The 24,887-nt window shown below is 49.6% G+C and carries 22 protein-coding genes; 18 read left to right on the forward strand and 4 right to left on the reverse strand.

The genetic code is table 11. From position 1 onward, the window contains the following. Nucleotides 1-78: 78 nt before the first annotated feature. Together OGY83_RS01415 and OGY83_RS01420 are read right to left on the reverse strand one after the other, a co-directional pair. The gene (locus tag OGY83_RS01415) at nucleotides 79-963 is read right to left on the reverse strand and encodes a GTPase family protein (protein ID WP_286635004.1); all 885 of its coding nucleotides are present in this window, start codon (nucleotides 961-963) and stop codon (nucleotides 79-81) included. Between the two features lie 207 nt (nucleotides 964-1,170). Further along, a complete protein-coding gene (locus OGY83_RS01420) occupies nucleotides 1,171-2,205 on the reverse strand; it encodes a hypothetical protein (protein WP_286635006.1) in 1,035 nt (344 codons plus the stop codon). 1,737 nt (nucleotides 2,206-3,942) lie between these two features. Here OGY83_RS01420 and OGY83_RS01425 point away from each other — a divergent pair. From OGY83_RS01425 to OGY83_RS25150, 4 genes are all read left to right on the forward strand, one after another. After that, nucleotides 3,943-4,674 carry an inovirus Gp2 family protein gene (locus OGY83_RS01425; protein ID WP_286635008.1) on the forward strand — a complete coding sequence of 244 codons (732 nt, stop codon included), beginning with the start codon at nucleotides 3,943-3,945 and terminating at the stop codon, nucleotides 4,672-4,674. Nucleotides 4,675-5,057: 383 nt separating this feature from the next. Continuing rightward, the gene (locus OGY83_RS01430) at nucleotides 5,058-5,633 is read left to right on the forward strand and encodes a hypothetical protein (protein ID WP_286635009.1); all 576 of its coding nucleotides are present in this window, start codon (nucleotides 5,058-5,060) and stop codon (nucleotides 5,631-5,633) included. 68 nt (nucleotides 5,634-5,701) lie between these two features. Further along, complete coding sequence (locus tag OGY83_RS01435) at nucleotides 5,702-5,938, forward strand: helix-turn-helix transcriptional regulator (protein ID WP_000958091.1); 237 nt, start codon at nucleotides 5,702-5,704, stop codon at nucleotides 5,936-5,938. A gap of 283 nt (nucleotides 5,939-6,221) precedes the next feature. Further along, nucleotides 6,222-6,770: a UCP030791 family putative phage-derived protein gene (locus tag OGY83_RS25150; RefSeq protein WP_353622037.1), complete on the forward strand. Its 549-nt coding sequence runs from the start codon at nucleotides 6,222-6,224 to the stop codon at nucleotides 6,768-6,770. Between the two features lie 18 nt (nucleotides 6,771-6,788). Here OGY83_RS25150 and OGY83_RS01445 read toward each other — a convergent pair whose 3' ends face one another. Further along, nucleotides 6,789-7,268 (reverse strand): ProQ/FINO family protein, encoded by a 480-nt coding sequence (locus tag OGY83_RS01445; RefSeq protein WP_097316295.1) that lies wholly within the window; start codon nucleotides 7,266-7,268, stop codon nucleotides 6,789-6,791. Between the two features lie 324 nt (nucleotides 7,269-7,592). Between OGY83_RS01445 and OGY83_RS01450 the strand changes: the two genes are divergently transcribed. From OGY83_RS01450 to OGY83_RS01460, 3 genes are all read left to right on the forward strand, one after another. After that, complete coding sequence (locus OGY83_RS01450; protein ID WP_155522400.1) at nucleotides 7,593-7,820, forward strand: hypothetical protein; 228 nt, start codon at nucleotides 7,593-7,595, stop codon at nucleotides 7,818-7,820. 504 nt (nucleotides 7,821-8,324) lie between these two features. Then, nucleotides 8,325-8,948 carry an ECs1377 family protein gene (locus tag OGY83_RS01455; protein WP_286635011.1) on the forward strand — a complete coding sequence of 208 codons (624 nt, stop codon included), beginning with the start codon at nucleotides 8,325-8,327 and terminating at the stop codon, nucleotides 8,946-8,948. Between the two features lie 95 nt (nucleotides 8,949-9,043). Next, nucleotides 9,044-9,277 (forward strand): hypothetical protein, encoded by a 234-nt coding sequence (locus OGY83_RS01460; RefSeq protein ID WP_105493456.1) that lies wholly within the window; start codon nucleotides 9,044-9,046, stop codon nucleotides 9,275-9,277. 52 nt (nucleotides 9,278-9,329) lie between these two features. Here OGY83_RS01460 and OGY83_RS01465 read toward each other — a convergent pair whose 3' ends face one another. After that, nucleotides 9,330-9,521, reverse strand: a complete 192-nt coding sequence (locus tag OGY83_RS01465) for a DUF4222 domain-containing protein (RefSeq protein ID WP_001287796.1) — start codon at nucleotides 9,519-9,521, stop codon at nucleotides 9,330-9,332. A 506-nt stretch (nucleotides 9,522-10,027) separates the two neighbouring features. Here OGY83_RS01465 and tssB point away from each other — a divergent pair. The 11 genes from tssB to OGY83_RS01520 all read left to right on the forward strand — a co-directional run bounded on the left by tssB (nucleotide 10,028) and on the right by OGY83_RS01520 (nucleotide 24,665). Then, entirely contained in the window at nucleotides 10,028-10,525 is a 498-nt protein-coding gene (tssB, locus tag OGY83_RS01470) for a type VI secretion system contractile sheath small subunit (RefSeq protein WP_286635014.1), read from the forward strand. Between the two features lie 21 nt (nucleotides 10,526-10,546). Further along, nucleotides 10,547-12,091 (forward strand): type VI secretion system contractile sheath large subunit, encoded by a 1,545-nt coding sequence (gene tssC / locus OGY83_RS01475; protein WP_286635016.1) that lies wholly within the window; start codon nucleotides 10,547-10,549, stop codon nucleotides 12,089-12,091. Nucleotides 12,092-12,106: 15 nt separating this feature from the next. Beyond that, nucleotides 12,107-13,456, forward strand: a complete 1,350-nt coding sequence (tssK, locus tag OGY83_RS01480) for a type VI secretion system baseplate subunit TssK (protein WP_286635017.1) — start codon at nucleotides 12,107-12,109, stop codon at nucleotides 13,454-13,456. Then, nucleotides 13,453-14,142: a type VI secretion system protein TssL, short form gene (tssL, locus tag OGY83_RS01485; RefSeq protein WP_001248378.1), complete on the forward strand. Its 690-nt coding sequence runs from the start codon at nucleotides 13,453-13,455 to the stop codon at nucleotides 14,140-14,142. Before tssK ends, tssL begins: the two co-directional genes overlap by 4 nt. Then, a complete protein-coding gene (locus tag OGY83_RS01490; RefSeq protein WP_286635018.1) occupies nucleotides 14,142-15,833 on the forward strand; it encodes an OmpA family protein in 1,692 nt (563 codons plus the stop codon). Before tssL ends, OGY83_RS01490 begins: the two co-directional genes overlap by 1 nt. 5 nt (nucleotides 15,834-15,838) lie before the next feature. After that, complete coding sequence (locus tag OGY83_RS01495; protein ID WP_286635020.1) at nucleotides 15,839-16,330, forward strand: Hcp family type VI secretion system effector; 492 nt, start codon at nucleotides 15,839-15,841, stop codon at nucleotides 16,328-16,330. Between the two features lie 132 nt (nucleotides 16,331-16,462). Further along, nucleotides 16,463-16,795 carry a type II toxin-antitoxin system RelE/ParE family toxin gene (locus OGY83_RS01500; protein WP_286635021.1) on the forward strand — a complete coding sequence of 111 codons (333 nt, stop codon included), beginning with the start codon at nucleotides 16,463-16,465 and terminating at the stop codon, nucleotides 16,793-16,795. Between the two features lie 162 nt (nucleotides 16,796-16,957). Next, nucleotides 16,958-19,627, forward strand: coding sequence for a type VI secretion system ATPase TssH (gene tssH, locus OGY83_RS01505; RefSeq protein ID WP_286635023.1), 2,670 nt, complete (start codon nucleotides 16,958-16,960; stop codon nucleotides 19,625-19,627). Continuing rightward, complete coding sequence (locus OGY83_RS01510; RefSeq protein ID WP_286635025.1) at nucleotides 19,624-21,981, forward strand: type VI secretion system Vgr family protein; 2,358 nt, start codon at nucleotides 19,624-19,626, stop codon at nucleotides 21,979-21,981. The genes tssH and OGY83_RS01510 overlap by 4 nt, the downstream gene beginning before the upstream one ends. 15 nt (nucleotides 21,982-21,996) lie before the next feature. Further along, nucleotides 21,997-24,225 (forward strand): glycoside hydrolase family 24 protein, encoded by a 2,229-nt coding sequence (locus tag OGY83_RS01515; RefSeq protein WP_286635027.1) that lies wholly within the window; start codon nucleotides 21,997-21,999, stop codon nucleotides 24,223-24,225. Beyond that, nucleotides 24,222-24,665 (forward strand): hypothetical protein, encoded by a 444-nt coding sequence (locus tag OGY83_RS01520; protein WP_286635028.1) that lies wholly within the window; start codon nucleotides 24,222-24,224, stop codon nucleotides 24,663-24,665. Before OGY83_RS01515 ends, OGY83_RS01520 begins: the two co-directional genes overlap by 4 nt. The last annotated feature ends 222 nt before the right edge of the window (nucleotides 24,666-24,887 follow it).

Here is a 24,887-nt window from a genome sequence, read left to right on the forward strand (position 1 = left end):
AGACGGCATACGGCAGTAGCTGCCGTAACCCGTTGTCGTGTAAAGGTATACGGTTGCCACGGGGGGACTCCGGGGCGCTCAGAACAGGTGATTCCACAGTGTGATCAGCAGGTGGATAATGCGGTCCCGGGCTTTGCGCAGAAGCTGTAACATCCAGGCCGGAAAACTGAAACGGGCAACGGCGTCGTCAAAACTTTTCCCGATGGTTTCACCAAAAGTCTGTTGTGCGTGTTTCTGGGCCTGTTCAGAGCGGTTTTCCCCCCGGATATGTGAATACACCGCGCTGGTTGCCTGTGGTGGCAGTGCGTGGATCATCAGCGACACAAACGCCGGAAGGTTCCAGCTGACAGGTGCGGCAACGGAGAGTACCGGAAATGATGAAGGGAACAGGGTTGCCACCCGGGATGTTACTGTTGCCAGTGAGAGTTCCTGGTGACGGGACGGGCATTTTTCTGTGTCGTTCCATTCTTCAGCAGGAAACACGCGATCGGCATGGCTGAGAACAAACAGAAAACGAGAGGGATCTGCACCTTCATTCAGTAAAAACTGATGCATGGCAATATCGGCAGCATACGCACGTTCATCAGCCCGCAGGATCCAGATAATCAGATCCAGTTCCGGTAGCAGCTGGCGATAAAGTGTCCTGTATTCCTGATCATGCTGCGGTGTTTCACCAATGCCGGGCAGATCGACCAGCGTCATTCTGCGTTCACCGAGCTGCAGGGTAAGACGATGAGCCTGGCGGGTGCAGCCGTTCAGAGGATGTGTGGCGCAGATACGGGACTGAAAAATGGCATTACACAGACTGCTTTTGCCAGTGCCGGATTTACCCATAATGCCAATCACGGGCTCGTAATGAATAACACCGTGGAGATGTTCAAGGATTTTCTGGCGTATTTCTTCAGGAAGAAACGTCAGATATGATTTCACTTGTGCGGAGAGGGAAGAATTGCTGAATGGCATACCGGTATCCTGTTGATTTCACTGAACCGGATCACACTAATCCGGTTTATCATTCAGGTAATATGGACGTGAAAAAATCTGGAGTAATGCTGCAGCAGAAGCTAACAAAAAGAATATGTCGAAATGCTAATCTCGGGGGGATGAAAAAGATAAAAATAATTTGTCAGCGGCCCATCATGGCTCATGACGGACCGCTTAGAAATAAAATTATTTGCCCTGGAACAGTTGCTTGTAATGCTGAGTAATTAATTTTTCCAGCGTATCGCTTATACGCATATCATAATGTTCAGCTAACTCATCCAGTTGCATTTTTGTCTTTGTTTTTAAATACGTATTTAATGCTTTTTTATCAACACGCGTTTCACGAAGTTTTTTCTGATTCCACGCTTTATTAAAATTCATCAAAAGTAGTTTCTTTCTGTCATCGTTACCTTCCCAAAGGTCAAATGCTGCACGTACAGATAGTAATCTTTCTGCATGATTTAGAGGTTTTGTATTTTGTACAAATGAACGTGTGACATGAGGAACATCACACTCGAATTGCCCTTTAATTGCGCAATTGTTAACGTGTTTTTTCAAAAAATCCCACGCCCATGAAACAGCCTCTTCCTGATTTGGTAGCCATTTGACAGGAAGAGGTTTTTGATATATTGATTTCCATTTGTCTTTAAAATTAAAAAGCACCTGATCTTTCATAAGAGGATTAGCAGTCATGTTTGTTTTATCTTTATGATAGGGAAACTGGGTTAATGTATCAAAGAATCTGATGATGCGTTCAACTCTCCCATTATGACTATCAGGCACGTTATGAAATCCCAGTGAGTTATATTCATTAGGGGGGTATTGGATTGTGCCTGGCATTATTGAGGCGTTTTGAATGAATGAATTTTCAATTCCAGTAATCATCTTATTATAGTTATCACTGTAAAATAAATAACTGCATAACCAGAAAGTTGCTCGTTCATCATTATGTAACCAGCCAAATTCATGCAACGGGAGAATTTCCTTCTCTCTGGCAATATCCATTCTCATTAATAAATCTTTTTTTTCCTGTGTGACCATATCTGCACAGTCAAAAATATGAGTGATTTCTCTCCTACAACTATCAATATCCGTATAGTAATTCACATCGCTGATCTGCATGCCATTTAAGTAGAGAAATCTTCTGTAAAAATTGTAGACGCGAATGTCATGAATGTTTTTCAGATAATTATCTATATTAAACTTTACATGTGGTGGCATATTTTTCTATCTCTCTTTGTATAAACTACGAAGTGGTTTTCTTGGTGTTTTATTGTACACAACCTGTAGTTTGTATGTCACTAAAAAAGTTTTCTTGTAGTCATATCGTGGTTTTCTATATGTAAAACTGAATGAATCATGAGGTTTTTAGATGTTTTCTGGCCGTTAAAAATTTAGTTTATGCGGTAAAAGGCTGGTGTTTCTGCCATCTGCAAACAACTACGGATGAGCATGCCAGGGGGGGGGGGTTCTGGCATAAAGAATCGCTCAGTAGAAATCTGACTGGACAGTATGCGAGCAGGGAATGGAATAAGAATACCTGGCAGTGACGGCGTCACAAAGCAAACAGACTGATATGGAGAAGAACAGAGAGTCATCTGGATTAAGCGTTGATTATATCGTGTATTCCAGCATTACTCTGATATTAATGCATAGTGGAGGAGGTGTTTACTTGTCATCTTGTTGGTTCTTGTCTTTATATCTGGTATGTGGTTTTAATTTTCTGATGCTGGTTGTGAAATTCTATATAACAAGGTAAAGATAAAATGAAAATGTGTTATATGCGAGGCTATGAAAGGGTACGTAAGTCATTGGTATTGTTGTTATCCGGATGCTGAACGGATATAGTTATTTTGCTACGGATGTTTTTTACGATGTTGAACGTGGTGTCAGGGAAATAATTCCAGAGTAAAGCGGTTCTGTTTTCAGAACAGGAAACGTCATGCCGGTCGTAAAAGCGAGAAATCAATATTCGGTCTGCATGGATGTTTGGAAGAGTTGAGAATGTCGGTATGATACTATATACACGTATTTTTTATTAAGTTTTTTACCAGATATACACGTATTTTCATAAACACTTCTACAAGTGTTTTTATTAAGTATTGCTATACACATTGCTTTGTCTGATACACATCCAGTTTAGTAAATCTTTACGTTAGCTAAAATCAGTTTAAAGCTGCTACAAAACAATCTTTCCTGTTTAAGCAATCAAGATGACATTCTATTTTTCTGAAGTTACGTTTAACCTTTTCTTAGTTTTTGTGTTTTTAGTCGTTAACCTGAGACAAGTGTCTTTATGTAAAAACGCAAATCCGGCTGAGATAACCTGGCGTGATTTACTGTGTGCTTACGATGATTTTGTTAAATGGTTTTATGGATGATTTTGTAACGATGAGATTGATGAGATGATTAACTGGCCCTGGTGTTTTTTCTCAGCGCAAGACTCTTTTCAGGAAAAGCGTGATGATTGGTTCTGGTGTTTTGATTCAGATGAGGTTTACGTTATCGATGGTTAACCGTTTTTATGGAGCGTAGTTAAAAGTAACGTTTTCAGTATAAGAAAATCGATTCTGATGTTGGTGGTTTTTGTTCTTGGGGCGGGGGTGTCTGTAAACAGGTTTTAATCGCGCTGTTCGGCTCTGTGATTGAGTTGTGTGGTTAAGCTGTAGGTGTGGTGTTGCTGTTGATTTACAGCGCCAGAAAGCGTTCTGATTGCGTTTCTGACGTTTTGTTTGCACGTTCTGTTGATCCGTTTCCCTTCAGGCTTTGTAGTTTTTAAAAACCATTTATGCCGTTGTTGTGTGTTTTACTCTGCGTGTAGGTTTATTTTTTCTTCGTGGGGGATTCATTCTGTTTTAATCAGGAGCCATTGGCGTTGCTCAATGGCGGGATGCCGTAAAGTTTTACCACAGTGATTAATGATGTGAAGTCAATCCAAATCAACGGAGATCTCTCATCATGAATCAACCAATACACAATGCTTACTGGTTATCCCGTTTTGAAAGTATTCTCAACAGTGCCCTGGCGCAACACCGTGCCGTCTCGTTAATCCGGGTGGATTTACGTTTCCCTGAGTATATGCCTGCCACCATCATGGATACCGATTTAGATTCAGCGGTGATTTCTCGTTTTTTTGCATCCCTGAAAGCAAAAATTCAGGCTTACCAGCGACATAAACGACGTGCCAACAAGCGTGTGCGTGCAACCACTCTGCGTTATTTCTGGTGTCGGGAGTTTGGCAAGGAAAAAGGCAGGAAACATTATCACGTGATATTACTGCTCAACAAAGATACCTGGTGCTCGCCAGGGGATTTCACCGTTCCTTCTTCGCTGGCGACGCTGATCCAACTGGCATGGTGCAGTGCTCTGCATCTCGAGCCCTGGCAGGGTAATGGACTGGTTCATTTTTCCAGGCGGACGCCTTTCCGTAAACCGACATCATCTGATGCTCGCCCTCCTTCCGATGATACGCCTGTGCCTGGTGGATGTTCTGATACCCGGAAGGATTCTGACAAAAAATCTGGTGGATCCGCTGTGCTCTGGGTCAAGCGTGGTGATGTGGAAGCGATGCAGAAAGCCATGGAGAGAGCCCGCTATCTCGTGAAGTATGAGACGAAGCAGCATGACGGTTCTGGTCAACGTAATTATGGTTGCAGTCGTGGAGCGGGGCGTCTACTGGATGGCAGGTGAACCCTGTAAAACGGCATCCGGTGCCTGAGTGTATGTCACGGTAGGGCGTCAGCCAACGCCCTTAACTCGTATTCTGATCACTCATTCTGAAGTCATGCAACGGTATTTTTATCTGCTTCCGCTCCTGGAAACACTCCGTCGGTAAAAACTTACCGCCTTGATTAATGATGTGAACCGAAGTCAACGGAGATCATTCACCTTAAACCCACCTCAGGAATTTTACATCTGTCTGGTCTCCTGACTGTCCTGGCATACGACATCTGCCATCCCCGGTTCCACGGTTATTACATCAACAACCTCTGTACACGACGCCTTCAGTTTTACAATACGCTCGTCTTTCGCTGGCGGGGATGTGTCGTGCGTTTCTATATGGAACATATCTTATGAATGGTATCCCTCATTTCGACTATAGCCTGGCGCCCTTCTGGCCGTCTTATCAGAACAAAATCATCGGTGTTCTCAACCGTGCGCTGCGTGAACAGTCCTGCTCCCGGGTGCGGCGGATCCTGCTTCGTCTGCCGTGGGAACATGACAACGCCTTCAGCAGCAGAAAGATCTGGTTCGGTATGGACTTTATCGAAACCGTCAGTGCGCTGATGAATGCAACACCTGGACGAGATCTCTGCTGGCTCCTGACCCGTCATCCTGAAAAGCCGGAATACCACGTGGTGTTATGCGTCAGACAAGAGTATTTCGACGGCCCTGAGCTGGACCGGCTGATTCTGGATGCCTGGAGCAACGTACTGGGCTTCGCATCACCGGGTGAAGCAGCACCGTACCAGAAGCAGATCACCCGGGATGTGGTGCTGGACAGTCGTTCACCGGACTGCGAAGACATCCTCAAAGACTTGATCTGGGCGTTCAGTGATTTCGCCCGCGATCGTCGTGGTGTGTGCGATCCGGAAGCCCGTTGCCTCGCCGGTAATCCCGGCTATCCCGGATCTGCAGGACTGTTCTGAAAGCTCAGTTCAGCAGATTCACCAGCATTTGCCCAACCTCCATAAATCTCACAGAGGACATCCTGACTATGTTGACCTCAATAACAGGCCACGACAGCGTATTGCTGCGTGCTGACGATCCCCTGATCGACATGAACTACATCACCAGTTTCACCGGCATGACCGATAAATGGTTTTATAAGCTGATCAGTGAAGGTCATTTCCCTAAACCCATCAAACTGGGGCGCAGCAGTCGCTGGTACAAAAGCGAAGTGGAGCAGTGGATGCAGCAGCGAATAGAGGAATCACGAGGAGCAGCAGCATGAAACGTGTTGTGATGCCGGTACGCTGGTAATGTGCAAAATGCCGGCGCTGGTATTGTGGAAGCCAGCCCTGCCCCTGGTGCTGGCACTGACAACTCCCGCTCATCTTCCTGCAGACATTCTCCGGTCAACCAGCAGGTTGTAGCTCTTTCCTGACCGATTCGTCATTCCCTTCGTCCCGCCAGTCACTGGTGTTTGTATCGTATCGTGCCGGTGTTGATGCGTATTTTCCTGTGTGTCTGCACCGGCTTAACAAAATTCAACAGGGTTTGAAAAGGAACATTTCGTGCAAATAACCGAAGCATTACTTTCAGAGCCGGGAGACATCCGGCGTTTTGTTCAGCAGGCGGTGGACCACTGGCCAAATCTGTTGGCATTTCACTTCACGCTCTATTCGGCAGAAGGAAACATCAACGGGCAACAGATTCATGCATTCTGTACTTCCTTTTACCGACAGGTGCACGAACGTATTACTGAACGTAATCACACGGCCAGTCCATCATCGCCGGTGGTATTACGCTGGTTGCGGGAACAACATGGAGGAGCAACAATACGATGCCTGTTGCTGTTCAGCCAGGAGCTTTTCTGCCATCCGCGAGCCAGTGTGACAGTTGATGAAGAATGTTCGCAAGTGGTGGATTTACTGCAACAGAGCTGGCAGGTGATAAGTGCTGGCGGACAATGCCGGGTGGAAAAGCGTTTTCAGGTCGCCCGGGGTGATACATCTGGCCAGTATGTTGCGTTAAAAACAGTCGCATTGTCTCTGGGGTTACCGGTTGTGACCGCCATTATCTATCGTCCGGTACAGCGCTGTACATTGATTACAGCTCAGTGAATCAGCGCAGTTGTGCAGTCAACGAGGTTTTCTGGCTTTTCGTCGGTCATTCAGCACCATTAGCCGGGTCTCTGCCTCTTTCTGTTCCTGTGGAGTCACTTCCCCGCACGGCAGCCCCTTCAGGTCATAACGAGCGCCGCCAGCCATTAACGCACGGTAATAGCGCGGAGACTGCACATAAGACGCTACTGCTGCGCGTAATGCACCTGCGCTAAACGCCAGTTCTCTGATGGCGATATCTTGTATCAGGTCGTCAGTTATCCCCACTTTAAGCGGTTTTGGTTTTTCCCGGTTGAATAACTCAGGCCAGAGTTCCACAAGACGATTTATACGCTTACGGTTTTTGCGCTGGCGTTTTGTCATATGTCGCCATGGTGTTTGATTCCTCACCCGAAGAGGCTTCTCGTTGTGTACTGTGTTCGTTTTATTCTGCAGCGGCGTTGCCGGTGACTTACTGAAAATACCCTGCGGTTTACGGTTAATGGTCAGCGTTACCATCAGTATTGTTACCTCTTGCTGTCAATGGAAGTGGTACCTCATCCGGTATCTGAAAATGTTTTCCGGTGGATGGCACAGCGAATGTCATGTAAGACATGTTGTTGCCGGTATTGTTCAGTGCTGTGCGTAGTGAGCGTATTCGTTATCAGACAGAGGGGCAGGGAACAAATGGCGTAAACGGGCATCAAAGAGCCGAAGAAACAGTACAGGTCAGGCCATTATGGTCTGCAAACAGAGTCCTGGCGCCCCCGGGACTGAAAACGAAACAATAACCCGCGCACAGTGCGAGGAGCCCGGGCGTGAAGCAATCAGCAGGTAATATTAATGGCAAGACCAGCAGGTTCTTTAAACAAACGAACAATATCAGCAAATACGACAACTCCCGGAGAGGTAAAAAGTTTTTCACTTGAGCACTTCTTAAAAAAATGGAGACGAACAAAAATGGGGCGACATACCTGGAAGGTTTCACCTCAGACAGAGAGCCAGGAACAAAAACAGTGTGCCGGAGCAAAGGACCGGGAGCTTACCGGCAATTCAACAGCGGCAGAATAATATACTCCGGATGTTCACTTATCAGCGGTCATGGCTGAACATGGTTGTGCAGGTGAATATAATCCTGGTGAAAATGCCTTCTGACCGTTAAGCAGGTTATTGTGAACAGGAAAAAGAGAAGAACATGACCACGCCGTACGATGCCGTAACACTTTGAGTGGCACGTATGCTGGTGATATCGATAATGTTCTGTCATGGGGAGCGCAGCCCGTCCCCGTACAACATGAACTGACCGACGTGTTTTGATAATCCGGATATTGCGGATAAAACCTGCACAGAGTTGTTTCATCTGGTGGATATGACGGTGACGGATGGCGATGAAATCATGCAGTATCGCCGTTAAAAACAGTTGTTCAGTCTTTGTCTTTTATGTTACCCGTTGTCAACGCCAGGGTTATTGGCAAAATCCGTTGGTAATGGACGAGTGAATCATCTGTGCTTCCGTTGATTTTTATGGACTGATAAAGTTTGTCAGATGAATTTTTATACGGAATTTTTTTCAGTATGTGTACACGAATTGATTATCTGGCGGATAAATACTGTTTTACAGAACGGAACGAATCCCCCCGTCTTCGCCAGCAGTGGCAGGATGTTCTGGAGGAGTGCCGGCAGACAGAGGCCGGGCCAGAAGAACGGCTGCGTATTGCACTGCTGAATGTGGATTACGTCACCAGTTTTGAACTGCCTTTTCGCTTGTTGCTTACCCGGACACCACAACTGATTGCCGCGCTGCGTGAAGAATGGGACATCAGTCAGAAAAATGTGGTGTTTAACGATAAACGGTTTGGCTGCGTGTACAGCCTGAAGGCCAGCCTTTCTGGTGTGCCGGATACATTCCGGTATCATCTGTCTCACCGTATTTGTCGCGTGGTTGGGAATGAAAACACATCATTGCCATATCAGCAGGTTGCCCGGGAAGTGAAAGCGCCCCGTGAACGGCTGAAGTATGCACTGGAGGCGGGTTTACTGGTGACTGCACTGGACGGCCTGTTCTGGTTTGGCAGTCAGCGTATTGCGGCTGATGTTCTGAGGCTGAGAAAGGCCGGAATGCCGGTGGTGACCACGACCGTGGAGGTGCACGATAACCTGACAGGAACAACCCGCAAAGTACCGGCATACCATCTCTGATACAACCATCAGGGGGAATATTGCTCTGGCAGCAGCAGTACGACATTCTTTATACTTTATCCCCGTGCCTGAAAACATGTGCTAAGGAAACGGGAATGGCAAGGTCCGATTATGATATTATCAATCTGTCTCTGGAACATGAACTGAATGAGTGGCTGGCAGAGAGAGGTTATGCCGGACTGGTGGATAATCGGAACCGCCTGGCAGAGGTGGTTACCCGGAAATTGCAGGACAGCTTTTATATCAACGTTTCCTGGGATGCGCTGAACACAGCATACAGTGAACACCCGGAGTGGTTTTTAGGGCTTGTCTCCGGGGATGAGAATTAAAAAGAGGATTATGCTGCCATCAGGCAGTGTGATTGCCGGCAGGGATTTCGTTTTATTCTGTTTCTTCCCGGGGTTCGGGTTTGAATTTTCCCAGGAAGTTGTACATCGGTCGCATGCAGGGATGCGGATAGCCGTCCCGCATAAACACCACCCGGGTTTCCTCAACACTGGTCACGGTGACAAGCGCACCATGATCGTCTCTGTATCGCTGATTGATTTTCGGTAATGGAATATCTTCTGACATAGATTTCAGAACGGTAACAGTTAACTAAATTTTCATGTGGTAGCACTGAATCAGGAGTCTCTGCCTCCTGATGTGTTTTGTTAATCTTCTGTTTTTACTAGAAATCCCCTCACTCCTTCTCTCATTGCATTTTGTTGTGCCCTTCCTCCATATCTTTCCCGCTTTCCAGAAATCACGTCAATGCTGCTGAAACTTTACTCATTGTGATTTTCAATGACTGAAATCAAGAAAATACAGTGTTTATGTTAACTGGCTGTATCAAAAGTATTTTGTGGAATAATTTTCTGTATTTTTACATTAACAATGGTTATAAGCTTTGAATATTCATTGTTTTGCGACATTTTTTAGAATAAGGTCCTGAGTATTTGCATTATATCGATCGATATATCTGTAATATTGAGATTTTGCAGATCTTTGTTCTATAATGATCAAAATTAAATTAGTGCACAAGGGGAGGCATCTGCGGTGATGGAACCCCTGAGATGCAGGTTTCACAGGAGAGAGTCATGAGCAGTTCGTTTCAGAATGAAATCCCGAAAGCAAGGGTAAATCTGAAATTAGATTTACATACAGGTGGTGGGCAGAAGAAAGTGGAGCTTCCGCTCAAACTGCTGGTTGCCGGTGATTTCAGTAACAGACAGGAAGAGCGTCCACTGTCAGAGCGCGTAAAAATGGATATTAATAAAAACAATTTTAATGATGTTCTGGCAGATATCTCTCCGTCTGTGCGTCTGAATGTGGAGAACTCGCTTGCCGGTGATGGCTCTGAAGAGAGCATCAGCCTGACTTTCCGCAATATGAACGATTTCACGCCAGAGCAGGTCGCCCGACAGATTCCCCGTCTTAAAGCCATGCTGGCCATGCGCAGCCTTCTGCGGGACCTGAAAGCCAATCTGCTGGATAACGTGACTTTCCGTAAAGAGCTGGAAAAAATTCTGCGTGACCCGGCACTGAGTCAGACGCTGCGTGATGAACTGCGTGCACTGGTGCCGGAAAAGGCGTGATTTAACGGATTACGAGAGAAAATGCTGATGTCTGTACAGAAAGAAAAGAACGTTGCAGAGAGCGTGGTATCTGAAGCGCATGCCGGTGACAGCGTATATGCTTCCCTGTTTGAAAAAATTAACCTGAACCCGGTATCTGCCCTGAGTGCACTGGATATCTGGCAGGATCCACAGGCCATGTCAGAAGCGTCTGCAGATGAACGCCTGACGGCAGGGATGCAGGTGTTTATGGAGTGTCTGGCAAAAGCCGGTACGCAGGTGGAAAAACTCGATAAAGCGCTGATTGACCATCATATTGCAGAGCTTGATTATCAGATCAGCCGTCAACTGGATGCCGTGCTTCATCATCCGGAATTTCAGAAAGTGGAGTCGCTGTGGCGGGGCGTGAAGTCCCTGGTGGATAAAACGGACTTCCGCCGTAATGTGAAAATTGAGCTGTTGGATCTGTCCAAAGACGATCTGCGCCAGGATTTTGAGGATGCGCCGGAAATTATTCAGAGCGGCCTTTATCTGCAGACCTATGTGGCTGAGTATGACACGCCGGGTGGTGAGCCCATTGCCGCCCTGGTTTCAGCCTGGGAGTTTGATGCATCTGCACAGGACGTGGCGTTGCTGAAAAATATTTCCCGGGTGGCGGCATCTGCACATATGCCGTTTATTGGTTCAGTTGGCCCGGCTTTCTTCCAGAAAGAAACCATGGAAGAGGTGGCTGCTATTAAGGATATTGGCAACCACTTTGAGCGTGCCGAGTACATCAAGTGGAACGCTTTCCGTGAGACGGACGATGCCCGTTATATTGGTCTGGTGATGCCACGTGTGCTGGGACGCCTGCCGTATGGCCCTGATACCGTACCTGTCCGCAGCTTTAACTATGTTGAAGAGGTGAAAGGACCGGATCACCATAAATATCTCTGGACGAATGCGTCTTTTGCCTTTGCCGCCAACATGGTGCGTAGTTTTGTCACCAATGGCTGGTGTGTTCAGATCCGCGGGCCTCAGGCTGGTGGTGCGGTGCAGGATTTGCCAATCCATCTGTATGATCTGGGAACCGGTAATCAGGTCAAAATACCGTCAGAGGTGATGATCCCGGAAACGCGGGAGTTTGAATTCGCTAATCTGGGCTTTATTCCGCTTTCTTACTACAAGAACCGGGATTATGCCTGCTTCTTCTCCGCCAACTCCGCCCAGAAACCGGCGCTGTACGATACGCCGGATGCGACAGCGAACAGTCGTATTAATGCCCGTCTTCCCTATATTTTCCTGTTGTCCCGCATTGCGCATTACCTGAAGATCATTCAGCGGGAAAATATTGGTACCACCAAAGATCGTCGTCTGCTTGAACTGGAACTGAATAACTGGATCCGGGGACTGGTGACGGAGATGATCGATCCGGGTGATGAGCTGCAGGCTTCGCATCCGCTGCGTGACGGAAAAGTGGTGGTGGAAGATATCGAAGACAATCCGGGATTCTTCCGCGTGAAACTCTATGCTGTACCACATTTCCAGGTGGAAGGTATGGATGTCAGCCTGTCACTGGTTTCGCAGATGCCGAAGGCAAAAGCGTAAGGCAGGCGTCGGGAAATGAAGATTTACCGTCCGCTGTGGAGCGAAGGTGTTTTGCTCTCCCCTCAGCAGTTTCAGCAGCAGACTGAATGGGAGTCTTTTCGCAGTGCCGGTATTTCTGCGCTGGCATCCCCGTTTCCCTGGGGAGTGGAAAAGGTTGAGCTTAATGACAGTCTTCTGTCATCCGGGCTGATCCAGATTACGCAGTTACGCCTCTGGCTGGAAGACGGAACACTTATTGATGCTCAAAGGAGCGATTTGCCTCCGGCACCGCGAGAGTTAGATGCCGGCCAGCTGGCTGACCACGATGCGGTAACTGTCGTTATTGCACTTCCCCACATGCAGCCTGGCGTGATTAATGTTGAGCAGGAAGGTGTCAGTGCAGACAGACCCGTTCGCTATCGGGAAGAGTGGGTAACGTTGCAGGATGCTTTTGGCTCTGAAGAAGAGCCCATGGCCGTTGCCCGGTTTAATTTTACCATTCGGTTTGCCCATGAAAACAATGACTCATGGACAGTCTGCCCGGTAGCAAGATTGATCAGAAATGGTCAGAATGCGTGGCGACAGGATCCGTCTTTTATTCCTCCGGTGGCGTCATTTGGGGCAAGTCCGGTCCTGCGCGAACGTCTGGTGTTGCTCAATCGTCAGTTACGCTCCCGACGCCAGCGTCTGATGGCGATGCGTCGTGAAAGTAACGAAAGACTCGCCGATTTTGCTGTTGCTGATGTTTCCCTTTTCTGGTTGCTGAATGCGCTGAATTCCCACGCCAGTGTACTGACGGAATACGAACGTTTTCCTTCCCGCCCACCTGAACAGGTGTGGGCGGAGCTCGCTCGTCTGGCAGGCAGTATGCTGACTTTTTCCCTGGATCATGATCCTGACGCCATACCGGATTATGACCACAAGGATCCTGCCAGTGCGTTTCTTCCGTTGTTCGACCTGATAACGGGTCTGCTGGAAGCCAGTCTGCCATCCCGGGTCATTGCTCTGGAAATGTCCCGGCCGGATGGACAGACCTGGAAGGCCAGCCTTCACGATATCCGCCTGCGCGAAGAGGCTGACCTCTGGCTGTCTGTGCGCTCGGATATCCCGGCCTGGCAGGTTGCTGAGAAATTTCCGGCACTCTGTCTGGCGGGGTCACCAGATAATGTCAGTGAAATCTATGGTGTGGCACTCCGGGGGATCCCTTTGATCCCGGTGAGCAGGGTTCCGGCTGCGTTGCCTGTACGCATGGAAAACCAGTACTTTGCACTTGATATGGAAAGTCCCGCTGCACATGAAATGCTGGAGCAGGGAGTGTGTATGTTCTATGTGCCTGAGTTACTTGGTGCCCTGGAACTTGAACTGTTTGCGGTATTGCGCTCATGAGACAGGATATTGATATCGACCAGCTGATGATGGAGACATGGCTTACCGTCACCATGCTGAAAAAAGGTGCACTCACGCCCGATGGCACTGCGCTTTACAACAAATGCGTTAAACAGGTCGAAAGTGTGCGGGAAGCACTGGAGCGTGCCGGTTATGACGATGCCAGTGTGGAGCATATTACCTATGCACAATGTGCCCTCCTGGACGAAACGGTGATGAGCCGTAAGCCTGAAAAGAGCAAGGAAGGAGAGGAGCCGGACGTTGATGAAGGCCAGGTGGCCTGGCGTAAAGTGCCGCTTCAGGCCCGTTTTTTTGGCTCACTTCGGGCTGGTGAGGCTCTGTGGGATCGCATTGCAGAGGTTCTGCGTCAGCCTTCACCGGACCCGGCCGTTTTAACCTGCTATCACCGGGTGACAGCGCTGGGTTTTCAGGGGGTGTACTGCCTGAAAGCAGTCAGCCAGTCGCAGCGTGATGAGGTCATGAAAGCCCTTTCTGAACGCGTTTCACCGCCTGATGCCGGTCTGTCCCTGGTTGTTCACCGGATGGAGAAACATCGCTGGCGTCTGATGCGCTCAGTCTGGTTCTGGATAGTGCTCGCCGTCATTCTTACCGGCGTTATCTGGTGGGGGGGGCACCTCTGGCTCCAGTCTCTTTTGTCATCACAAATACCGGAGTTGCATGGCTGATGCGTGGCTCTGTCATCATTCCGGTAGCCCTGCACGTCCTGGTGGCTGTTGCCACGTTGCTGTGGTTGTTTTGGTATTTCATTCCGGCAGGCAATGTTTTTAACGGTCTGACTACTCTGCTGATCCTTCTTCTGGCAGGCTGGACTGTTTTTAAAAACTGCCGGAATGAAAAGCAAAAGCTCACATCTGACGTTACCCTGACGGATGCTGAACTGGCATTATCCGACACCCGGGCCCCTGTTGTACTGGTGTGTGGTGACATGCCGGAAGCGTTGTTTCAGGACGGTCCGCTGCGTAAAACAGCCCGGGGATGCTGGCTGCGGGTCGGTGACGTCAGCCGCTTAACTGACGTTGTCCGCAGCATACAGACGCAGTTCCCGCGCCAGGTTGGTCAGCTCTCTGTGATGTACTGCTGCCTGCCAGACTGGCATCATGATGAAGCGGTTCTTCGTTTCACACTGAAAACTCTCCGCCAGCAGTGTAATCAGATTAAATCCCTGACGGGGTTCGCACTGCCGGTGGTGTTGAGTGCCGAATTTTCCGGGCCTGAAACACCGTGGATAATCGTCCGGGGTGATAAACCGGTTGTATGCCCGGTTTATCATGCACCTCAGGCGTTCACTGACTGGCTGCAGGTGGAAGACAATATTCTGGCGCTGCCGACCGTCAGCGAGGCATTTTCCTTTATCCGTAATACGCTGGCTGATGAGCTGGAAAAAGCTGACCGGCTGACACCACCTGTACGAACATTTACCGTTGCAATGCGCCTTGGTGCTGTTCTTCCGGGGACCCCGTCAGTCTGGTCCGACTGGCTCTGTTCCCGTACCTGTTTGCAGTTTTCCCGAAAACCAGGGCAGACAGTGCCGGCAGGGATGTTCCCGGATGCGGTTCTGCCGCTGCTGGCACCTTTTGTGTCGACGGTACAGGGAGGTCAGCGTACCCGTCGTCTGATTTTGCTGATGTGGCTGTGTGTCCTGACCGCGCTGGGGATTTCTGCGCTTAACAATCGTGATCTGATCCGTCAGGTAAGCACCGATTTACAGCGATGGAATGCTGTCCCGATGGATCACTACCGTCCTAAAGCGGAATCGCTGGCCGTACTGAAACAGGATGCGCTTCTGCTTGAGCAATGGCAGCGTCAGGGCGCGCCTTTACGTTACAGCCTGGGCTATTACCCGGGGCAACGTCTGTGGCTGGCCCTGCAGCAGGCTATCGATACCTGGGTTCCGCCTTTACCATCGCCGGAGTCGAAGTCGGAGCCGGAAATACCTCCGCAAATCATCCGTCTCGACAGCCTGGCGCTGTTTGATGCCGGCAAAGGGACGCTGAAACCGGGCGCCACAAAATGGCTGGTGAATGCCCTGGTGGATATTAAGGCAAAAGCCGGCTGGCTGATTGTGGTCAGTGGTCACACGGACAATACCGGTGACCCGCAACGCAATCAGGTCCTGTCCCTGAAACGTGCAGAGGCCGTTCGCGACTGGATGCGGGATAACGGTGATATTCCCCAGAGCTGTTTTGCCGTACAGGGATACGGTGAAAGCCGCCCTGTGGCCCCGAATGACACGGCGGAAAGCCGTGCGCGTAACCGCCGTGTTGAAATCAGTCTGGTACCGCAGGCCGATGCCTGTCGTCTGCCGGACGCTTCCCCCGCGCCGGAAGAGGGCGCATCAGAAAACATAACGGAGTAATTTTTATGGCGATTCCAGTTTATCTGTGGCTTAAAGATGATGGCGGTGCAGATATCAAAGGGTCTGTGGATGTTCAGGACCGTGAGGGCAGTATTGAGGTAGTGGCTCAGGAGCATTGCCTCTACATTCCGACGGACAACAATACCGGCAAGCTGACCGGCACCCGTATTCACACGCCGTTCCTGTTTACCAAGGAGATTGATTCTTCCAGCCCGTATCTTTACAAGGCCGTGACCACCGGGCAGACCCTGAAGTCTGCTGAGTTTAAGTGGTACAAAATCAATGATGCCGGTCAGGAAGTGGAGTACTTCAATACGAAGCTTGAGAGCGTGAAGGTGGTGGGAGTACACCCCGTAATGCACAACATCAAAAATCCAGCATACGAAAAGTATAACCACCTTGAACAGGTGGAGTTGCGTTACGAGAAAATCACCTGGACTTACAAGGATGGCAACATCATTCATTCCGACGCATGGAGTGAACGAACCACCGCGTAATTCTCCCGGACGGACAGGGCTTCTGTCCGTCATTTTTATTTTTTCTTCAGCATCTGTTCGTAGGTGCTGAAGAAAGAACCCTCAATCCGGATACTGACCTGATGCGCCTGGGTTACGGCGAAGGGCGGTAGCGTGCCTGAAGGGCTGCGACATATGTTTACCTGCGAGGATTTATTGGGAGAGAACTATATGATATTTGATGATTCAAGAGTCAGAAACGCATGGAACGGAAATATAAACGCAGTTCCCCAGGCTGGGATGCGGAAATATTACGAATGGAGAAGATTGATTCGGGATGGGGGCTCTTCTCCCGCAGATGCCGCTGCAAAAGTTGGCGATTTGCATTATGAAAGACTCAGAGGAAGAAATGGTTTTTATTCAATCCGCTTAAGTCAGGAGCATCGTGTCGTATTTTCTGTACAAAATGAGTCTGTTACGGTTTATACGATTGGCGGCCATTATTAACGCTTATTTCTTTTGTTAATAATAAATATCTCCAGATAAGTTTATTTTTTCCTGATTGGGCAAAGTTTAATTTTTATTTGAGGCAATAGCTGAACTCATAGGGCAGGAACTCAGGCAGTTGAAATATAGTCTGCTGATATATATTGGGAGGATGTGATTTTTATGGAGTATCGGTCAGTTACGTTATTACGTCGTCTTAATCATTACTGTGCCCGTGCGCTGGAAGGCGCAGCCTCCCTTTGCCAGACCCGGGCCCATGCGGAAATCACCCCGGAGCACTGGTTACTGAAACTGCTGGAGCAGGGGGAAGGAGACCTTACCGTGCTGGGCAGGCGTTATGACTGGAATATGGACGCGATATGGCAGTCGCTTCTCGGCTGGCTGGATAACCAGCCCCGTAGTGTACGCAGTCGCCCGCAGCTTGCGCAGTCCCTGAATGCTCTGCTGAAACAGGCCTGGATGGTGGCCTCATTACAGGGGGAAGAACATATCCGCAGCGTGCATCTGCTGGGTGCCCTGACGGAAAATCCGCACCTGGTTCGCTGTGACGGGTTGTGGCCCCTGCTGACACTGAGTCAGAGCCGGTTGCAGCGTCTGTCCCCGCTGCTGGATGCGCAGTCTGATGAGTGTCCGGAGAGATTACAGGATGCAGAGCCTGTGCTGCCTCAGGGAGACAATGTGACCTTTATCGGGCGTCCCGTCGGTGCGGATACGGCGGGTATACCGTCAGGTGACCTGCCGCCTGTGTTACAGAGTGCGCTGGATAAATTCACCCGGGACATCACGGCCAGCGCGAGAGAGGGGAAAATTGACCCGGTATCGGGACGCGATACGGAAATCCGTCAGATGGTGGATATTCTCTCCCGCCGCCGCAAGAATAACCCGATTCTGGTGGGGGACCCCGGTGTGGGGAAAACGGCTCTGGTGGAAGGGCTCGCCCTGCGTATTGCGGAAGATAACGTACCGGAATCACTCAGACCCGTCACCCTGCGCACCCTTGACCTCGGTCTGCTGCAGGCCGGTGCCGGCGTGAAAGGTGAATTTGAACAGCGTCTGAAAAACGTGATTGATGCCGTGCAGCAGTCATCGGCTCCTGTACTGCTGTTTATAGATGAAGCCCATACCCTTATCGGGGCCGGTAATCAGGTCGGCGGCGCGGATGCGGCCAACCTGCTGAAGCCTGCGCTGGCGCGGGGTGAACTGCGCACCATTGCCGCCACCACCTGGTCTGAGTACAAACAATACTTTGAACGTGACGCAGCCCTGGAGCGGCGTTTTCAGATGGTCAAAGTGGACGAGCCGGATGATGAGACGGCCTGTCTGATGCTGCGCTCCCTGAAATCCCGTTATGCGGAACATCATAACGTGCACATCACCGATGAGGCGGTTCGCGCTGCCGTCACGCTGTCGCGCCGTTATCTGACAGAACGTCAGTTACCGGACAAGGCCGTTGACCTGCTCGATACCGCTGCTGCCCGTGTGCGTATGAGCCTCGACACGGTGCCGGAACAGCTGACCCGAATCCGTTCACAGCTCGCTTCCCTCGGTATGGAAAAACAGGCACTGCTGGACGATATTGCCGTTGGTCATCAGAATCACGGCGAACGTCTGTCTGCCATTGAGCAGGAAGAGAACGAGCTGATGACTGCACGAGATGACCTGGAGCAGCAGTACGCCAGGGAGCGCGAACTCACCGGTGAGTTACTTGAAAGCCGCAGCGATATTTCCCGTCAGAGTGAGACACAGCATCTGCAGCAGGCACTGCACGAGATTCAGCATAATCAGCCGTTGCTCAGTGTGGATGTTGACGTACGCACCGTTGCCGGTGTGGTCGCGGACTGGACCGGGGTGCCGTTATCTTCACTGATGAAGGATGAACAGACGGAATTGCTGCATCTGGAAAAGGATATCGGCAGACGGGTGGTCGGACAGGACGTGGCACTGGGAGCCATTGCGCAGCGTCTGCGTGCGGCGAAAACGGGTCTGACATCCGGTAACAGCCCCCAGGGGGTGTTCCTGCTGGTCGGCCCCAGTGGTGTGGGAAAAACCGAAACGGCACTGGCGCTGGCAGACGTGATGTATGGCGGTGAAAAATCACTGATTACCATCAATCTGTCGGAATACCAGGAGCCCCATACGGTTTCCCAGCTTAAGGGGGCACCGCCGGGGTACGTGGGATACGGTCAGGGGGGTATTCTGACGGAAGCTGTACGTAAGCGTCCGTACAGTGTGGTGCTGCTGGATGAAGTGGAAAAGGCCCACCGGGATGTGCTGAATCTGTTTTATCAGGTATTTGACCGGGGCTTTATGCGCGACGGTGAGGGGCGTGAAATTGACTTCCGTAATACGGTCATTCTGATGACCTCCAATCTCGGTAGCGACCACCTGATGCAGTTGCTGGACGAACAACCGGAAGCCACTGAGGCCAGCCTGCACGAACTGCTGCGCCCGATACTGCGCGACCACTTCCGGCCTGCCCTGCTCGCCCGTTTCCAGACCGTGATTTACCGTCCGCTGACACAGTCTGCCATGCGCACCATTGTGGAGATGAAGCTTGCACAGGTCTGCGAACGCCTGCACTGCCACTATGGACTGAGCACATCGGTTGATAAACGTGTGTACGATGCCCTGACATCAGCCTGCCTGCTGCCGGATACGGGCGCCCGGAATGTGGAGAGTCTGCTGAACCAGCAACTGCTGCCGGTACTGAGCCGGCAGTTGCTGAGCCATATGGCCGCGAAGCAGAAACCACAGGCGCTGACTCTGACATGGAGTGACGAGGACGGTATTGTGATGGTATTTGATGCACAGGCAGAGGGAGAGCCGTCATGAACCGTTCCCTGACCAGCAAGGCTGGCAGCGTTGTACAGCAGCTTTCAGGGCAATCACGGTACCGGGTTCATGTGCATGAATGCAGCCATTTTCTGGATGTGTTGCGTTACAGCGCGGTTGAGTCCCTCAGCCAGCCCTGGCGCTATGACGTGGTTGTCACCTGCTCCTCTGCGGATATTGCCTGTGACGCGTTACTGCTGAAGCCGGCGTCATTTACTTTCCAGACCCCGGAGTCTGACGGAACACCGGCCCTGCCGCTCAGGACGGTATTCGGCGTGGTTGAGTCGTTTCGCCGCGTCTCTGCCTCGAATGATGAGACCCGTTACGCACTGACGATTGTTCCCCGTATCGCCCTTCTGAACTATACGAAAGGGAGCGAAATCTACCTCAATCAGTCAGTCACTGAAGTGGTTGAGCAGGTATTGCGTAAACATGGTCTGGAAGGGCAGGATTTTGAATTCCGGCTCTCCCGGGAGTATCCACCCCGGGAGCTCATCACCCAGTGGCGGGAGACTGACCTTGAGTTTATCCGGCGCCTGCTGGCGGAGGTGGGGATTTACTGGCGTTATGAAATGGACAGCCGTCTTGAGCAGGACATAGTGATTTTCCAGGACAGCCAGCAGCAGTATGAATTTGGCATCACGCTGCCATTGCGCAATCAGGCCGGGATGAGTGACAGCGGACAGGAGAGCATCTGGGATATTCAGACCACCTGTAACGTGGTGAGCGGAAGTGTGGTCACCCGGGACTACAACTACCGTGAAGCGCTGAAACCTCAGGACAGTGCCGAAAGTATTTTCAGTAAGGAAGGGATCACCACCGGAGAAACGTACCATTATGCTGAACCCTTCCTGACGGCAGGTGACGCTGAAAGCCCGGAGACCGGGGCATACTTTGCCCGTCTGCGTCACGAACGCATTCTGAACGCGCAGTATTGTGTCAGCGGGCATTCCTCCAGTCCTTATCTGACGCCGGGTCAGGTACTTGAAACGGACGGCACGTTACCCGATGTCGTCAGGGAAGGCATCGTTATCACCACGGTGCGTTCCCGCGGTTCACGCAAAAGTCGCTTTACGCTGACGTTTGAGGGGATCCCCTACAGCGAAACGGTCTGCTGGCGTCCGGCACTGCTCAGTCGCCCGGTGATATCCGGCTCGCTTCCGGCGCGGATTGAGAGTCATGAGAAGAACGATATCTACGCCCATCTGGACGATCAGGGACGGTACCGGGTGAAGCTGGACTTTGACCGCAACAGTACTGAACAGGGTTATGCCTATTTGTGGCTGCGGCTGGCTAAACCCTGTGCCGGTGATACGTACGGTTTCCACTCACCGCTTATCGACGGAACTGAAGTGGCCATTGTATTTGACGGCGGAGATCCGGATCGTCCCTACATTGCTTATGCCCTGCATGATTCAGAGCATCCGGATCATGTCACCAGTGACAATCATACGCGGAACGTGTGGCGCACGCCGGCGAACAATAAGCTGCGGATGGAGGATAAGCGCCAGGAAGAGCATATCAAGCTCGCAACGGAATATGGCAAAACGCAGCTGAACATGGGACACCTGGTCAACAGCCGGCGTGAAAAGCGAGGTGCCGGTTTTGAACTGCGAACGGATGAGCATGGTGCTGTACGTGCGGCAAAAGGGTTATTCCTGACGGCAGATGCCCAGGCCAGAGCTCAGGGGCCGGTGCTGGAAATGGCGGCAGCGATAAGTCAGATTAACCAGGCTAACAGTCAGATGCAGGCCCTGAACAACGCTGCAGAAGCCGCCGGCGCCCTGCTCTGTGATATCAATACCCAGATTAGGTTTGTAACCGACAAAATCAGGGAGCTCCAGTCTGCGGTCCTGCTGGGTAGCGCGCCGCAGGGGGTGGCCCTGACCTCAGGTGAACACCTTCAGCTCTGCAGTACCCGTAACACCATGATCAATGCAGGCCAGCATCTTGATATCGGTGCGATGAAAAATCTGTCGGTAACGGTGGAAAAAGCTCTTGGTCTGTTTGTGCATAAAGACGGGGCGAAGCTGGTAGCCAACCAGGGAGATATTGAGATTCAGGCTCAGCACAACACGATGGCGCTGTTTTCAGAAAAACAGCTGACGGTGACCAGTAGTGAAGACGAAATTATTATCAGCACCCCGGAAACTCTGACGCTGAACGGTGGCGGGTCTTACCTGAGACTGAGTAAGAACGGGATAGAGCACGGCTCATCGGGTGAGTTTATTGTGAAGACGTCTGACTATCTGGTGCCTGGTTCTGGCGCAAATCTCCCCAACGAAGCACCTGGTTTCAGCCTGACGGATATCACACAGGAAAGCAAAATCAGCAGTAAGTCTTTTAACGACTGACAGGGAGTATGAATCGTGTCTGTATTACCCAAAATCGTCTGGCCGATCCCCTCCAGCCGTCGGGGAAGTGAGTTCAAAAATCAGGAAGAGATCCTCTCTCATTTGGGGGGAGAATCTACCGGGCTGTACATGATAGGCCGTAGTGGCATGTGGCATGGTGGGATCCATATCACCGAAGCCACGACACCATGGTGTGCGCTTAGCGGTAAGTCTCCACTTGAAGCGATAGATTTTCCGGTTCCTTTTAAAGGTGAGCAGGCAATCCGATGCATGGCTGACGGAGAAGTGATTGCTTACCGCATCAGCAGGGATTATCTGACGATTGCATGGGAATCCGGTCCGCTGAATTTTTCCGGCTCATTTGTTCTGGTGAAACACTATATCCAGCCGGGTGAGAAAGAAACCAGTGGACTGCATTTCTATACTCTGTATATGCATCTTGCGCCGTATTCAGCTTATGAGGCTGAAGCAGAAAATCAGTGGGTCGTTCAGGATACTCTAAGAGCATATTCTGAAATGGACTGGCTGACGGCGAAACTGACTTCAGATGAAACTTCTCCACAACTTGCAGGGCACATGCCTGAAGGGGCCAAAGTGGAGTGGGACCCGGCAGACGGCAATCTTAACGCTACAGGAAGTAACAAGAGAAAATACGGTCTTGTGACGCTAAAGGGTTTACCAGAAAAAAACAGCAGTACTCTCACCCCCGGTCAGCGCTACTGGATTGTTGTGGATAACAACAACGTTAAGCCAGCGCCGGGGGCCGGGCCCGGCTGGTGGCGACAATTGCTGCCTCCCGCAAAGGAAGTCATGGTATTCGATAAAACAGTAAGCCTCAGTTCTCCGTTTGCCATTAAGGCCGGTGACCCGATTGGGCACATGGGCTACTATCAGGCACCAAAGGATGGGGGGTATGAGGCACGATATCAGGTACATATCGAATGCACGAGTATGGATGACAATCTGGAGAAATTCCTGACCAACCCAGAAAAAGTGGGGGAGAAAACCCCGATTTGGTTGAAATACGCTCCGGGACTCGCGTTGTACAAGAAAGATGTTTTTACAGGAACATTCACGAAGGACACGAGAGTGACGGCCAGGACGGGAATTCTGCCACTGAAACAGGTGCAAACAGAAGTCGATAAGTCTACCAAACAGGAATACTGGCAATTGCGGCCAGAAAACGCGTACGTGCCAAAAGGTCAGGTGGAACCTCAACTTTTGTCACAGTATGATCTGGCAAAGCTGGGGTTCAGAACTGAAATCGCAGAGCCTACCAGCTTTGATTACCTGGATGGAAAAAAACAGCCCACTGGATTCTTCCGCAGTCTTATCAACTCACTCTATGAGGCTGCGATCGATGATTCGCGAACCAGTCATGCGCTGGTGAAACATAATTATCAGCGCCTGCTGGATAAAATTGATTGTGGAAGTAATCGTTACTCCCCAATGGAATACTGGAGAGCTCTTCATAATCCCGATTATCGTGATGTTCTTCAGAAAACAATCGTTAAACATCCCAGCGACTGGTACTTCAAAAAAGACGATGCAATCTGGCAACCATTTCTGAATGCACTAAAGAAAGATGCACCTGAATGGAAGAAGTACAGTGAGGATTTTCTTGATAAGATGGCCTGGATGCAAGATGTGACCACGGAGAAGCTGGGCCCCTCGTTATGGCATATGCATCCAATAATGTTTTTAGCCTCCCTAATTCAACCTAATGAAGATATTAGAATTCTTCGTTTACGTGCATTTCTACGAATGATCCGCATCGGTGAAGGGACAATTCAGGAAGACGGATACAGAACGATGTTTACTGGTGTAAAATTTACAGATTTTAGTAAACACCCCAATATCAGGCATGAAGCTAATGGTGTTGTTTCGACTGCTGCTGGAGCTTATCAATTTTTATACGGAACATGGAGAAATTTGCAACGTAGATATTCATTTCCAGATTTCAGTCCGAGCAATCAAGATCTCGGTTGTATAGCGCTCATTGCAGGTCGAAAAGCATTAGATGTAGTAATGCAGGGTAAGATTAGCGAAGCCATACATTTATGTCGTATTGAGTGGGCCAGTTTACCCGGTTCACCGCATGGTCAACCAACTGCAAATAAAAAAATGATTATGGAAAAATATGAACTCTACTTAGCTGAAGAAAAAGAAGGTAAAACAAGTTTACATGCCACCACAGAAAACATAGTAAAATTTATTGAAGGTAATTACCCAGAGTACCTATGAAAAAATTCATTTTCCTGTTACTAATTCCAGTGTTTTGTAATGCAAACACTCCTACTGTTTTCAAGTCTTCTTGCAGTGGTATTCAATACAGTATCGAATCATTTTGTAGTGTAAATAATCTTAATGATGACCAGGATAAACTTACCATACCAATTTGTAGCAAACAAATATTTACCCTTGGTAAGGAAAATCATGACCTATCAGAGTCTACAGGTTTTGTTGAACGTATTAACATTAAAGGCGAAAAAATAAAAATGATGAATTTCGTTTTCTACGGGGCCACATGTAAAAGTGATAGAATCATTTTATCCGGCGCAGGTGGTTGTAATTCATGTGGTGAAATGTTCAAGATGTTTAATTTATCAGGAAAAGAAATTAATGAGAAATCTACAATGCTAGATTTGGAACCTATGCAGGATATTATTCCCGATTTTTATTAAGTTAATAATTGTCATGTTGGGAAAGTATTTAGTAAAGAGTATTTATTGTCGAGTTCTATGGTTTTTACCTGCTACGGAAAATTGATGTGAATGGGGGTTACAACCGGTATAATAAATAATTAAACCTGAATAAATATAATGCAATAACAAAATATGAAGCAAGTATTAACGTAAGAGAAAGGCTAAAGTTAGGAATAAAAGAAAGATATAGAAGTTAACATG

Origin of the sequence: Citrobacter sp. Cpo090, assembly GCF_030332665.1 — a bacterium.
GTDB lineage: Bacteria > Pseudomonadota > Gammaproteobacteria > Enterobacterales > Enterobacteriaceae > Citrobacter > Citrobacter portucalensis.

Coding starts and splice junctions, on each gene's coding strand:
- OGY83_RS01415 (WP_286635004.1), bottom strand. CDS start 963: ATGCCATTCAGCAATTCTTCCCTCTCCGCACAAGTGAAATCATATCTG.
- tssB (WP_286635014.1), top strand. CDS start 10,028: ATGAGCAGTTCGTTTCAGAATGAAATCCCGAAAGCAAGGGTAAATCTG.
- OGY83_RS01465 (WP_001287796.1), bottom strand. CDS start 9,521: ATGTCAGAAGATATTCCATTACCGAAAATCAATCAGCGATACAGAGAC.
- OGY83_RS01435 (WP_000958091.1), top strand. CDS start 5,702: ATGTTGACCTCAATAACAGGCCACGACAGCGTATTGCTGCGTGCTGAC.
- OGY83_RS01430 (WP_286635009.1), top strand. CDS start 5,058: ATGAATGGTATCCCTCATTTCGACTATAGCCTGGCGCCCTTCTGGCCG.
- tssH (WP_286635023.1), top strand. CDS start 16,958: ATGGAGTATCGGTCAGTTACGTTATTACGTCGTCTTAATCATTACTGT.
- OGY83_RS01490 (WP_286635018.1), top strand. CDS start 14,142: ATGCGTGGCTCTGTCATCATTCCGGTAGCCCTGCACGTCCTGGTGGCT.
- OGY83_RS01520 (WP_286635028.1), top strand. CDS start 24,222: ATGAAAAAATTCATTTTCCTGTTACTAATTCCAGTGTTTTGTAATGCA.
- OGY83_RS01495 (WP_286635020.1), top strand. CDS start 15,839: ATGGCGATTCCAGTTTATCTGTGGCTTAAAGATGATGGCGGTGCAGAT.
- OGY83_RS01425 (WP_286635008.1), top strand. CDS start 3,943: ATGAATCAACCAATACACAATGCTTACTGGTTATCCCGTTTTGAAAGT.
- OGY83_RS01455 (WP_286635011.1), top strand. CDS start 8,325: ATGTGTACACGAATTGATTATCTGGCGGATAAATACTGTTTTACAGAA.
- OGY83_RS01460 (WP_105493456.1), top strand. CDS start 9,044: ATGGCAAGGTCCGATTATGATATTATCAATCTGTCTCTGGAACATGAA.
- OGY83_RS01445 (WP_097316295.1), bottom strand. CDS start 7,268: ATGGTAACGCTGACCATTAACCGTAAACCGCAGGGTATTTTCAGTAAG.
- tssK (WP_286635017.1), top strand. CDS start 12,107: ATGAAGATTTACCGTCCGCTGTGGAGCGAAGGTGTTTTGCTCTCCCCT.
- OGY83_RS01510 (WP_286635025.1), top strand. CDS start 19,624: ATGAACCGTTCCCTGACCAGCAAGGCTGGCAGCGTTGTACAGCAGCTT.
- tssL (WP_001248378.1), top strand. CDS start 13,453: ATGAGACAGGATATTGATATCGACCAGCTGATGATGGAGACATGGCTT.
- OGY83_RS01420 (WP_286635006.1), bottom strand. CDS start 2,205: ATGCCACCACATGTAAAGTTTAATATAGATAATTATCTGAAAAACATT.
- tssC (WP_286635016.1), top strand. CDS start 10,547: ATGCTGATGTCTGTACAGAAAGAAAAGAACGTTGCAGAGAGCGTGGTA.
- OGY83_RS01450 (WP_155522400.1), top strand. CDS start 7,593: ATGGCAAGACCAGCAGGTTCTTTAAACAAACGAACAATATCAGCAAAT.